Genomic DNA, 13,217 nt, shown 5'->3' with positions numbered 1-13,217 from the left:
GGCGCCGGTTCTTTTAGGAAAGCCCCAAAGCCCTTTTGAATCACCAGGTATAGACGGGAGTTACCAGGGTCATGTCGACCGATCACAGCTTCATTCTCAGACTATCGTGCGCCGACCGGCCGGGCATCGTGCATGCCGTGTCGGGCTTTCTGTTCGAGCGCGGCAGCAACATTCTCGACTCGGCGCAGTTCGGCGACAGCCATACGGGCGAGTTCTTCATGCGCGTGCACTTCCAGCAGGTGGGCGGCGACCCGGGCCTCGACGGCCTGCGCGAAGCGTTCGAGCCGCTCGCGCAGGAGTTCGGCATGCGCTGGGAGCTCCATGACGCGAACGTGAAGCCGCGCGTCGTCATCATGGTCTCGAAGATCGGCCACTGCCTGAACGACCTGCTGTTCCGCTACCGCACCGGCCAGCTGCCCATCGAGATTCCCGCGATCATCTCGAACCACAAGGACTTCTATCAGCTCGCGGCGAGCTACAACATTCCGTTCCATCACTTCCCGCTGCTCGGCGGCACCGATGCCGACAAGGCCGCGCAGGAAGCGCGCGTGCTCGAAGTGGTGAACCGCGAAGGCGCCGATCTCGTGGTGCTCGCGCGCTATATGCAGATCCTTTCGCCGCAGCTGTGCAAGGCGCTCGAAGGCCGCGCGATCAACATCCATCACTCGTTCCTGCCGAGCTTCAAGGGCGCGAAGCCGTACTACCAGGCGTTCGACCGCGGCGTGAAGCTCATTGGCGCAACGGCGCACTACGTGACGTCCGATCTCGACGAAGGCCCGATCATCGAGCAGGAAGTGGAGCGTGTCGATCACAACATGACGCCGGACCAGCTCACGGCGATCGGCCGCGACGTGGAATGCGTGACGCTCGCGCGCGCGGTGAAGTGGCACGTCGAGCATCGCATCGTGCTCAACGGGCACAAGACGGTGGTCTTCCGCTGATCTTGCGTTGATGCCACTGCGAACCATGCCGTAGCGCGTTTCATGACGCGCTACGGCTTTCCCATCTGTTCTTGTTGACCCCGGCGCATTCCTGCGGCTTTTGTTCCGCGCCGTCACATCCCCGGTATACTCCTTAAGATCTAGCGGCGCATCGTCGCTCACTCCCTGCGGAGAATAGCCCGCACCTTTCGTCTTTCCTACGCTTGTCACGTCAACAAAACGACAAGAGGGAAAATCATGAAAGGCAAGCAAGCTGGCGTGGCCCCGCGCGCGGATCCTGTCGCCGATAGTCGTGCATGGCGCGTGCTGGGTTCGAGCACCTTCGCGTTCACGATCTGCTTTGCCGTCTGGATGATGTTCGCGATCCTCGGCATTCCGCTCAAACAACAGCTGCACCTCACCGACACCGAATTCGGCCTGATCGCGGCAACGCCGGTGCTCACCGGTTCGCTCGCCCGCGTGCCGCTCGGCATCTGGACCGACCGCTTCGGCGGGCGCATCGTCTTCTTCCTTACCATGCTCGCTACGATCGTGCCGATCTGGCTCGTCTCGTACGCGACGCAATTCTGGCAATTCCTCGTCCTCGGCCTGTTCGTGGGCTTCGCGGGCGCATCGTTTTCGGTCGGCACGCCCTATGTCGCGCGCTGGTTCCCGAAGTCGCGCCAGGGCCTCGCGATGGGCATCTTCGGCGCGGGCAATTCGGGCGCCGCGCTCAACAAATTCGTGGCGCCGGTGCTGATCGTCGCGGCCGGTACGTGGACCATCGTGCCGAAAATCTACGCGGTCGCCATGCTCGTGACCGCGCTGCTGTTCTGGCTGTTTTCCGCGACCGATCCGGCGCACCGCGTCGGGGACTCCGCCAGCGTGGCGGGCCAGATGCGCGTGCTCGCCGACCCGCGCGTGCTGCGCTATGCGCAGTACTACTCGGTGGTGTTCGGCGGCTATGTCGGGCTTGCGCTGTGGATGCCGCAGTACTACGTGAACCAGTACGGCTTCGGCATCGAGCATGCGGCGTTTCTCGCGGCGTGCTTCTCGCTGCCCGGCGGTGTGCTGCGCGCGTTCGGCGGCTGGCTGTCGGACCGCTACGGTGCGTATCGCACGACATGGGCCGTGATGTGGGTCTCGCTCGCGTGCTTCTTCCTGCTGAGCTACCCGCCTACCGACTTCGTGATCCATAGCGCGCATGGCCCGCTCGGCCTGCATATCAGCACGGGACCGGTCTTCTACACGGTGCTGATGTTCGTCGTCGGCATCGCGATGGCGGTGGGCAAGGCCTCGGTCTTCAAGTTCATCGGCGACGACTACACCGCCAACATCGGCGCGGTCTCCGGCGTCGTGGGGCTGGCGGGCGGCCTCGCCGGGTTCGTCCTGCCGATCCTGTTCGGCTTCCTCGTGGATCTCACCGGCGTCCGCACCACCTGTTTCATGCTGATGTTCGGCGCCACCGCGGTGAGCCTGCTGTTCATGCACTTCTCGTTCCGCCCCGAAGCGCTCGTCAACGGCCGCGCAAAGCTCGCGGGCAAGACGCCCGAAGGGAGCGCTCTGGTGAAAGAAACTTCGCAACCCTGATGAATGGTCGGTTAATCGAATCAACCCGCGCCGCGCGTGCGGCACCTGATGCAAGAGCACAATCATGTCCAAATATTTGCTGACCCAATGGGAGCCCGAGAACAGGAAGTTCTGGCAAGCTTCCGGCGAACAGATCGCCACCCGCAACCTCTGGATCTCGATTCCGGCGCTGATGCTGGCATTCGTGGTGTGGTCGCTGTGGAGCGTCACGGTCGTCAACCTCGATAAAGGCGGCTTTCACTTCACGAAGAACGAGCTCTTCTGGCTCACGGCGCTGCCCGCGCTTTCGGGCGCCACGCTGCGTATCTTCTATTCGTTCCTCGTGCCGATATTCGGCGGCCGCCGCTTCACGGCGATCTCCACGGCGAGCCTGCTGATCCCGGCCTTCGGCATGGGCTTCGCACTGCGCGATCCGTCGACCTCGTATGCGACGCTGCTCGTGCTCGCCCTGTTGTGCGGACTCGGCGGCGCGAACTTCAGCTCGTCGATGGCGAACATCAGCTTCTTCTTCCCGAAGTCGCGCAAAGGCTTCGCCACCGGCCTCAATGCAGGCATCGGCAACCTGGGTGTCTCGCTCGTGCAGTTCGTCACGCCGATCGTCATCTCGACGGCCGTATTCGCGGGCCTGCTCGGCGACGGGCAGAGCTGGGTGAAGGACGGCGTGGAGCACACCATCTGGCTGCAGAACGCGGGCTTCGTATGGATTCCGCTCATCGTCGTGTCTTCGTTCGCCGCCTGGTTCGGCATGAACGACATCGCCGATGCAAAAGCGTCGTTCAGCGAGCAGGCCGTGATCTTCCGCCGCGCGCACAACTGGATCATGTGCTTTCTCTATGTCGGCACCTTCGGCTCGTTCATCGGCTTCTCCGCTGGCCTGGCGCTGCTCACGAAGGCGGAATTTCCCGCCATCAACCCCACTGCATGGGCCTTCCTCGGGCCGCTCGCCGGCGCGCTCACCCGCCCCGCTGGCGGATGGATCTCGGACAAGCTGGGCGGCGCGCGCGTCACGCTCTGGACCTTCCTCGCGATGATCGCGGCCGTGGCGGGCGTGATCGCCTTCCTGCCGGGCGGCGCGCTGGGCGGCACACAGGGCAGCTTCGGCGGTTTCCTCGCGATGTTCGTCGTGCTCTTCGCGCTCACCGGCATTGGCAACGGCTCGACCTTCCGCATGATTCCCGTGATCTTCCTCACGCAACACCAGCGCGCGGCGAAGGCCGGCGGCGCGGGCGAGCAGCAGCGCGCGCTTGCCGAGGCCGGCAAGGAATCCGCGGCGGTGCTCGGCTTCGCCGGTGCAATGGGCGCTTACGGCGGCTTCTTCATTCCGAAGAGCTTCGGCACCTCGCTCGACCTGACGGGCTCGCCTGTCGGCGCGCTCCTCTGCTTCATCGGCTTCTACGTGGTATGCGCCGCGGTGACGTGGCTGTTCTACGCGCGCCGCAACGCTTCCATGCCTTGCTGAAGCGAGCGGAGACGACAGCGGACTAGTCCTTTAGGCGTAGCGCGGCGCAACGGGACTCCTCCCGATGCGCTGCGCGCACCCTCCGCTCGATGAATGGGCAGGCAAGCGCCTGCTCGCCATACTCGGAACGATACGAGCGCCAGGCGCCGCGCAGGCAATACATGGTGCGGCGACGGGCTCGATCGAACGATTCCAGCAGCAGTCCCGGAGAACCTGATGAGTCATTTTCTGGACCGGTTGAAGTTCATGTCGCGCGTGAAGTCGACGTTTTCGAACGGCCACGGCGCGGTGGTGAACGAGGACCGCAAATGGGAAGACGGCTATCGCAGCCGCTGGCAGCACGACAAGATCGTGCGTTCGACCCACGGTGTGAACTGCACGGGCTCGTGCTCGTGGAAGGTCTACGTGAAAAACGGCCTGATCACGTGGGAAACGCAGCAGACCGACTACCCGCGCACGCGCGCGGATCTGCCCAATCATGAACCGCGCGGCTGCCCGCGCGGCGCATCGTATAGCTGGTACGTGTACTCCGCGCAGCGCGTGAAGTACCCGATGATCCGCGGCCGCCTGATCGAGATGTGGCGCGAGGCCCGCAAGACGCTCGACCCTGTAGCGGCGTGGGCCGATATCGTCGAGGACCCGAAGAAGGCGGCACGCTACAAGCGTGCGCGCGGGCAGGGCGGCTTCGTGCGCGCGGACTGGGACACGGCCAGCGAGATCATCGCCGCGGCCAACGCCTACACCATCGGCAAGTACGGCCCCGATCGCGTGGTGGGCTTCTCGCCCATTCCGGCCATGTCGATGGTGTCGTATGCCGCGGGCGCGCGCTATCTGAGCCTGATCGGCGGCGCGTGTCTGTCGTTCTACGACTGGTATTGCGACTTGCCGCCGTCTTCGCCGCAGATCTGGGGCGAGCAGACCGACGTGCCGGAATCGGCCGATTGGTACAACTCCACGTATCTCATGGTGTGGGGTTCGAACGTGCCGCAAACGCGCACGCCCGACGCTCACTTCTACACCGAAGTCCGCTACAAGGGCACGAAGACGGTGGCGGTGTCGTCGGATTTCGGCGAGATGGTGAAGTTCGGCGACATCTGGCTCGCGCCGAAGCAGGGCACCGACGCTGCGCTCGCGCTGGCAATGGGCCACGTGGTGCTCAAGGAGTTCCACGCTACGGCCAGGTCTACGTACTTCCGCGATTACGTGAAGCAGTACACCGACATGCCGATGCTCGTCACGCTCGCGCGGCGCGACGGCGCGCTCGTGCCGGACCAGTTCCTGCGCGCCTCGCAGCTCGCCGCGAATCTCGACGAAGCGAACAACCCGCAATGGAAGACGCTCGCCATCGATGCCACGACGGGCGACATCGTCGCGCCGAACGGCTCGATCGGCTTTCGCTGGGGCGAAGGCGAGCACGACGGCGGCAGGAAGGCGGGCCGCTGGAACCTCGAGATGAAGGACGGCGGCAGTGGCCGCGAAATCGATCCGCAGTTGTCGCTCATCGATCGGCATGACGAAGTCGTCGAGGTGAGCTTCCCGTACTTCGGCGGCGAGCACGGCGCACTGCTCGCGCGCCGCGTACCCGCGAAGCGCGTGGCGCTCGCGGACGGCACGAGCGTGCTGGTGGCGACCGTCTACGACCTGCAGATGGCCAGCTACGGCGTCGATCAGGGCCTGGGCGGCCCGAACGTGGCGTCCTCGTACGACGACGACATCCCCTGCACCCCGGCATGGCAGGAGAAGCACACCACGGTGCCGCGCAAGCTCGTGATCCAGGTGGCGCGCGAGTTCGCCGACAACGCCGACCGCACGCGCGGCAAGAGCATGGTGATCGTGGGCGCGGCGCTCAATCACTGGTACCACAACGACATGATCTACCGCGGCATCATCAATCTGCTGATGATGTGCGGCTGCATCGGCCAGAGCGGTGGCGGCTGGGCGCACTACGTGGGCCAGGAGAAGCTGCGTCCGCAGTTCGGCTGGGCGCCGCTCGCGTTCGCGCTCGACTGGTCGCGCCCGCCGCGCCAGATGAACGGCACGTCGTTCTTCTACAACCACACGAGCCAGTGGCGTCACGAGAAGGTGAGCGTGGACGAGATCCTCGGGCCGGGCGCGGATCGCGCGCGCTACGAAGGGCTCTCGATGCTCGACCTCAACGCGAAGTCCGAGCGCATGGGCTGGCTGCCTTCGGCGCCGCAACTGGGCGCGAATCCGCTCGACGTGGTGGAAGCCGCGCAGCGCGCGGGAGTGCCACCGGTGCAGTACACCGTGGATCAGCTGACGTCGGGTGCGTTGAATTTCGCCTGCGACGACCCCGACAATCCCGCGAACTTCCCGCGCAACATGTTCGTTTGGCGCTCGAACATTCTGGGCAGCTCGGGCAAGGGACACGAGTACTTCCTCAAGTACCTGCTCGGCACCCAGCACGCGCTGTTCGGCGACGAAGCCGATGCGATCAGGCCTGCCGAGGTGAATGTGCGCGAAGCGGCCGAAGGCAAGCTCGACCTGCTCACGGTGCTCGACTTCCGCATGAGCACCACGTGCCTGTACGGCGACATCGTGCTGCCCTCGGCCACGTGGTACGAGAAGGACGACCTCAACACGTCGGACATGCACCCGTTCATCCATCCGCTTTCGGAGGCAGTGCAGCCGTTGTGGGAGAGCAAGACCGACTGGGAGATCTACAAGGCCATCGCGAAAAAGTTCTCCGAAATCGGCGGCGCGCATCTGGGCAAGCGCACGGACCTCGTCTGCACGCCGCTCATGCACGACACGCCCGGCGAACTCGGCCAGGCCTTCGAGCCGAAGGACTGGCGTCTTGGCGAATGCGATCTCATTCCGGGCAAGACCGCGCCCTCGATGACGCTCGTGGAGCGCGACTATGGCGAGATCTACAACAAGTTCACCTCCGTCGGGCCGCTGCTCGAGAAGCTGGGCAACGGCGGCAAGGGGATCAACTGGAACACCGTGCACGAGGTGGGCGAGTTCGCGCAGCTCACGGGCATCCAGCAGAACCGTGGCGCAGCCGAGGGACGCCCGCGTCTGGAGACGGCCATCGACGCCGCCGAGATGATCCTCACCTTCGCGCCGGAAACCAACGGCCATGTTGCGGTGAAGGCGTGGGATGCACTCTCGAAGATCACGGGCCGCGACCACGCGCATCTGGCCGAAGGCCGCGAGCACGACAAGATCCGCTTTCGCGACGTGCAGGCGCAGCCGCGCAAGATCATCTCGGCGCCCACGTGGTCGGGGCTCGAATCGGAAGAGGTGAGCTACAACGCCGGCTATACGAACGTGCACGAGCTGATTCCCTGGCGCACGCTCACGGGCCGTCAGCAGTTCTATCAGGATCACCGCTGGATGCTCGACTTCGGCGAAGGCCTGTGCAACTACAAGCCCGCCATCGACACGAAGACGATCTCGCCGATGCTTGGCGCGAGACCCAACGGTGAGCACGAGCTCGTGCTGAACTGGATCACGCCGCACCAGAAGTGGGGCATCCACTCGACCTACACGGACAACCTGCGCATGCTCACGCTCTCGCGCGGCGGCCCGCACGTGTGGGTGTCGGAAGCCGAGGCGAAGGAGGCGGGCCTGGTCGACAACGACTGGGTCGAAGTGTTCAACGTGAACGGCACGCTCACCGCGCGTGTGGTGGTGAGCCAGCGCGTGCCGCGCGGCATGTGCCTCATGTACCACGCGCAGGAAAAGATCATCAACGTCCCGGGCGCGGAAACGAGCGGCATGCGCGGCGGCATTCACAACTCGGTCACGCGCACGGTGCTCAAGCCGACGCACATGATCGGCGGCTATGCCCAGCTCGCGTATGGCTTCAACTACTACGGCACGGTTGGCAGCAATCGCGACGAGTACGTGATCGTGCGCAAGATGAAGAAGGTCGAGTGGCTCGAAGGGCCGCTCGATGAACGAGCAGAGGAAGGAGCCGCATCATGAAAATCCGCGCCCAGGTGGCGATGGTCCTGAACCTCGACAAGTGCATCGGCTGCCACACGTGCTCGGTCACGTGCAAGAACGTGTGGACTTCGCGCGATGGCGTCGAATACGCGTGGTTCAACAACGTCGAGACGAAGCCCGGCATCGGCTATCCGAAGGAATGGGAGAACCAGGAGAAGTGGAACGGCGGCTGGGTGCGTAACCCGAACGGCAAGATCGAGCCGCGCCAGGGTCCGAAGCTCAAGGTGCTGGCCAACCTGTTCGCCAACCCGAACCTGCCCGGCATCGACGACTACTACGAGCCGTTCACTTACGACTACGAGCATCTGCAGAAGGCGCCTCTCTCGCAGACGCCGCCCACCGCGCGCCCCGTGTCGGTCATCACCGGCAAGAAGATGGACAAGATCCATTGGGGTCCCAACTGGGAAGACGATCTTGGCGGCGAGTTCGAGAAGCGCAGCCGCGACAAGCTGTTCGAGAACGTGCAGAAGGAGATGTACTCGAGCTTCGAAAACACCTTCATGATGTATCTGCCGCGTTTGTGCGAGCACTGCCTGAACCCCGCTTGCGTGGCGTCGTGCCCGTCGGGCTCGGTGTACAAGCGCGAAGACGACGGCATCGTGCTCGTCGATCAGGACAAGTGCCGCGGCTGGCGCATGTGCATTTCGGGCTGCCCGTACAAGAAGATGTACTTCAACTGGAAGAGCGGCAAGGCCGAGAAGTGCATCTTCTGCTATCCGCGCATCGAGGCGGGACAGCCGACCGTGTGCTCGGAAACGTGCGTGGGCCGCATCCGTTATCTCGGAGTGATGCTCTACGACGCGGACCGGATCAGTGAGGCGGCTTCGGTCGAATCGACACAGGATCTCTATCAGTCGCAGCTCGACGTGTTTCTCGATCCGCACGATCCCGCGATTCAGGCCGAGGCGCGTCGCCAGGGCGTGCCGCAAAGCTGGCTCGACGCCGCCGTGCGCTCGCCCGTGTATCGGATGGCGGTCGAGTGGAAGATCGCGTTCCCGCTGCATCCCGAGTACCGCACGCTGCCGATGGTCTGGTACGTCCCGCCGCTTTCGCCGATCCAGTCGGCAGCGGACGCGGGCCATACCGGCATGGACGGCGTGATTCCCGACGTCGAGAGCCTGCGCATTCCAATGCGCTACCTCGCCAATCTGCTCACCGCCGGCGACGAGAAGCCCGTGGTCAGCGCACTCAGCCGCATGCTGGCGATGCGCGCCTACGAGCGCACGCAGACCGTGGACGGCGTGAACGACGACGCCGTGCTCGAGCGTGTGGGCCTCACGGCGCAACAAGTCGAGGACATGTACCGCATCATGGCGATCGCGAACTACGAAGACCGCTTCGTCGTGCCGTCGTCGCACAAGGAGATGGTCGAGGACTCGTTCAACGAGAAGGGCAGTTGCGGCTTCTCGTTCGGCAACGGCTGCTCGGGCGGCGTTTCGGACGGCTCGCTCTTCGGCTCGAAGGTCGAAGGCAGCGTGGTGTATGTCGACATGCCGAAGTCGCGTCGCAAGACGCCTTCGGAAGCTTGAGCGGGAGGACTTCGATCATGTCGCTCTATTCCGTGCTTTCCGCGCTGCTTGACTATCCCGGGCAGCCCCTGCTCGACGCCCTCGACGACATCGAGGCCGCGCTCGACGCCGCACCGAACGGCGCAATGGCCGCGCGCGAGCTCGCGCCGCTCATCGCGGCGCTGCGCGCTCGCTCGCTCGTCGCGTCGCAGGAAGACTACGTGGCGACTTTCGACCGCAATCCGCGCCACTCGCTGCATCTCTTCGAGCACGTGCACGGCGAGAGCCGCGCACGCGGCCAGGCGATGGTCGATCTGCTCGACGAATACCGCAGCCATGGGCTCGACGTGGCGACGAACGAGCTGCCCGACTACGTACCGCTCTTTCTCGAAGTGCTCGGCCTGATCGGTGAAAAGGAGGCGAGCGCGCTGCTTGGCGAGGCGATTCACGTCCTTGCCGCGCTCGGCAATCAGCTCGAAAAGAACGAAAGCCCCTATGCGGGCATCTTCACGGTGCTGTGCCAGCTGAGCGACGTCGAGCCGCTGCCGCTCGCGGGCGCGCCCGTGCGCGACATGGACGAGGCGCTCGAGCGCTTCGGCACCGGTGCGGACGGCGTCGAGCCGCTCATGCACACATTCGGCGCGAGCCATTCACCGCAGGTCGTTCATTTTCACCCGCGAGCGGGGTCTGCCGCCGTGACCGCCGCAGCCACCTCAGCTGCCTCGGCCGCCTCGGCTGCCTGCGCAAAGGAATCGCCATGAACACGCTCAACCCGTTTTTGTTCGGCATCTATCCCTACATTGCCGCCGCCATCTTCCTGTTCGGCAGCCTCGCGCGCTTCGAGCGCGAGCAGTACACATGGAAGGCGGACAGCTCGCAGCTGCTCTATCGCGGGCATCTGCGGCTCGGCAACATTCTCTTCCACGTGGGCATTCTCGGGCTCTTCTTCGGCCATCTGTTCGGGCTCCTCACGCCCGTCGCGGTGTGGGACTGGCTCGGCGTGCCGCATGCGGTCAAGCAGCTCGTGGCGATGGTCGCGGGCGGCGTGATGGGGTCGATGTGTCTCGTGGGCCTCGCCATCCTGCTGCATCGGCGGCTTTCGAACGCACGCGTTTCGGCCGTGACGCGCGTGGGCGACAAGGTGCTGCTGCTGTGGCTGCTCGTCACGCTGCTGCTCGGGCTCACGACGATCGGCGAATCGGCGACCCACATGGACGGCGCGATGATGGTGCGGCTCATGACCTGGGCACAGCACATCGTCACGTTCCGCGGCGACGCGGCGAGCCATGTGGCTGGCGCGCCGCTCGTCTTCCGCCTGCACCTTTTCATGGGCATGACGCTGTTCGTGATCTTCCCGTTCACGCGCCTCGTGCACGTGTGGAGCGGCTTTGCCTCGATCACTTATCTGTCGCGCGCCTGGCAGCTCGTGCGTAGCCGCTAGCAAGCGGCGCGGGCGCGGCGGGCTGTGCTTGCCTGTGAACGGCCGTGGGGATGGCCGTTCTTTCGCGGGGAGCGAGCCGCGCTCGCATTCCCCGCACTTTTACGATGCACATGGACCGGGTCGCGCAACGGCAACGGCTTGAGCTTGCCGGGGAAGACGGATGACCTGCCGCATAGTGTCGCAGCCGTCTGCCGATATACGACATTGCGAGCCATCCGCCGTGCTCCGTCAGATAATGCCTGGTGATGCGAGGTAGTGCCAGGTGCAAGCGCCGACGTTTCCGCGCAGCCGCTTTCCCTAACCCGCCATGACCGAGTCTTCCGATTCCGCAACAGGTTCTGCCAAAAGCGCCGGCGCGCAGGCCGCGCCGTTCCCGCGGCGGCTCTCCACGCGCATCGTCGTGCTCTCCACGGTCGCCCTCGCGCTCGTGCTCGCGATGATCAGCGGCACACTGTGGCTCTCGTGGCAGCTCGAAGGCGGCGGGGCCGCGATCAACGACGCCGGGAGCCTGCGCATGCGCGCCAACGCGGTGGCGATCGCGCTATGGGAGGCCCGCACCGGCAAACCCGCGCAAGTCGACACGCAGATGCGCCAGCTCGACGCGACGCTGCTCGCCTTGCGCGACGGCGATCCGGCGCGGCCGCTCTTCCTTCCCGCGGATGCCGGCATCCACGCGCAGTTCGAGCGCGTCGCAACGGCGTGGAGCCAGCAACTGAAGCCCGCTGCGCTGCGCGAGCTCGCCGCCGGCGCGGGAGCGCCTTCGACGTACATCGGCCTCCTGCCCGGTTTCATCGACGAGGCAAACGGGCTCGTCAGCCTGATCGAGCGCGAGAACGCGCGCAAGACCGCGTGGCTGCGCATCTCGCAGGTCGCGCTCGCGGCGCTTTCCTGCGTGGGCACGATAGCCATCGTCTATCTGCTCTACCAATGGTTCGTGGCGCCCGTGCAGCGTTTGCAGGAAGGGCTCGCGCGCATCGAGGCGCAGGAGTTCGACACGCGTTTGCCGGTCGAGACGTCCGACGAGTTCGGCCACCTCACGCAAGGCTTCAATCGCATGGTCGCGGAGCTGCAGGCGCTGTACCGGGATCTCGCCGAACGCGTGGACGCCAAGACCGCGCAGCTGGCGGCGCAAAACCGCGAACTCGCCACGCTCTACGAGATGGCGGCGTTCCTCAACACGCCGGGGGCTACGGAAGACGTCTGCCGCGATTTCCTCACGCGCGTGATGCGCGAATTCGACGCCGACGGCGGCACCGTGCGCGTCGTCTCGCCCGACGACGGCAATCTGCATCTGCTGGTGTCCGAAGGCATGCCCGAAGCGATTACACGCGCCGAGCACTGCATGCCCGCGGCCGATTGCACCTGTGGCGGCGCTTCGGCCGAGGCGCCGGTCGTCTTCGGTCTGATGGCGCCGCAGGGCTCGGGCGCGGGCATCCGCGAAGACAGCGTGCTCGCGCAGCGTTGCCTGAAGGCGGGGTTCGTGAGTGTCGTGGTGTCGGCCATCGTCGCGCAGAACGAGACGTTGGGCACGTTTTCCCTGCACTTCCGGCGCGAGCGCGAGATTGCGCCTTCCGGCGTGCAACTGCTCCAGACGCTCGGCCGTCATCTCGGCGTGGCGCTCATGAACCGGCGTCTCGTGGCGCTCGGGCGCCAGCTCGCCGTCTCCGAGGAGCGCAATCTCGTCGCCCAGGGTCTGCACGACAGCATCGCCCAGGGCCTGAGCTTCCTGAAGATGCAGGTGCATTTGCTCGATGGCGCCACCGGGCGCGGCGATCTCGACGAGATCCGCGAAATCGTGCCGCTCCTCGCGGGCGGCGTGGAAGAAAGCTACGACGACGTGCGCGAGCTGCTGCTCAATTTCCGCACGAAGCTCGCCCCGGGCAAGCTGCGCCTCGCCGTCGAGGACACCGTCGCACGCTTTCGGCGCCAGTCGGACGCCGAGCTGGTGCTCGACTATCGCGACGAAGACGGGCCGCCGCTGCCGCCCGACCAGCAACTGCAGGTGCTCTTCGTGCTGCAGGAGGCGCTCTCGAACACGCGCAAGCATGCGGAGGCGCTGCACGTGCACGTGAGCGTCGTGAACGGACGCGACTTTCGCCTGACGATCGAGGACGATGGTGTGGGCTATGATCCCGCCGAGATCGCCTCACGCGGCGAATCGCATGTCGGCTTTCACATCATGCAGGAGCGCGCGAGACGCCTTGCCGCCGTGCTCGCGCTCGACAGCGCGCCGGGGCGCGGCGCACGCGTCGAACTCGTGCTGCCGGGCGCGAGCCGCATGGCCGCATGAACGGGGCGGCAGGCATCCCGACCGGAACCGGAAG

Annotated in this window: 8 protein-coding genes; all 8 read left to right on the top strand. The window is 65.4% G+C overall.

What is annotated here, in order from left to right:
* Nucleotides 1–71 precede the first annotated feature (71 nt).
* Nucleotides 72–941, top strand: coding sequence for a formyltetrahydrofolate deformylase (gene purU / locus BMI01S_RS03025; protein WP_028209355.1), 870 nt, complete (start codon nt 72–74; stop codon nt 939–941).
* Nucleotides 942–1,178: 237 nt separating this feature from the next.
* Entirely contained in the window at nt 1,179–2,510 is a 1,332-nt protein-coding gene (locus tag BMI01S_RS03020; protein WP_042288233.1) for an MFS transporter, read from the top strand.
* 64 nt (nt 2,511–2,574) lie between these two features.
* Entirely contained in the window at nt 2,575–3,969 is a 1,395-nt protein-coding gene (locus tag BMI01S_RS03015) for a NarK family nitrate/nitrite MFS transporter (protein WP_028230031.1), read from the top strand.
* 216 nt (nt 3,970–4,185) lie between these two features.
* Complete coding sequence (locus BMI01S_RS03010; RefSeq protein WP_028230032.1) at nt 4,186–7,923, top strand: nitrate reductase subunit alpha; 3,738 nt, start codon at nt 4,186–4,188, stop codon at nt 7,921–7,923.
* The gene (gene narH / locus BMI01S_RS03005; protein ID WP_028230033.1) at nt 7,920–9,473 is read left to right on the top strand and encodes a nitrate reductase subunit beta; all 1,554 of its coding nucleotides are present in this window, start codon (nt 7,920–7,922) and stop codon (nt 9,471–9,473) included. Before BMI01S_RS03010 ends, narH begins: the two co-directional genes overlap by 4 nt.
* Before the next feature lie 17 nt (nt 9,474–9,490).
* The gene (gene narJ, locus BMI01S_RS03000; RefSeq protein WP_042288231.1) at nt 9,491–10,213 is read left to right on the top strand and encodes a nitrate reductase molybdenum cofactor assembly chaperone; all 723 of its coding nucleotides are present in this window, start codon (nt 9,491–9,493) and stop codon (nt 10,211–10,213) included.
* Nucleotides 10,210–10,893, top strand: coding sequence for a respiratory nitrate reductase subunit gamma (gene narI, locus BMI01S_RS02995; RefSeq protein ID WP_028230034.1), 684 nt, complete (start codon nt 10,210–10,212; stop codon nt 10,891–10,893). The genes narJ and narI overlap by 4 nt, the downstream gene beginning before the upstream one ends.
* Nucleotides 10,894–11,200: 307 nt before the next feature.
* On the top strand, nt 11,201–13,183 hold the full coding sequence (locus BMI01S_RS02990) for a type IV pili methyl-accepting chemotaxis transducer N-terminal domain-containing protein (RefSeq protein WP_028230035.1): 1,983 nt from the start codon (nt 11,201–11,203) through the stop codon (nt 13,181–13,183).
* The last annotated feature ends 34 nt before the right edge of the window (nt 13,184–13,217 follow it).

It is taken from the genome of Paraburkholderia mimosarum LMG 23256 = NBRC 106338 (genome assembly GCF_000739815.1).
GTDB lineage: Bacteria > Pseudomonadota > Gammaproteobacteria > Burkholderiales > Burkholderiaceae > Paraburkholderia > Paraburkholderia mimosarum.
Note: the sequence above shows the minus strand (reverse complement) of the source record. Positions and strands in the feature narration are given on the sequence as shown.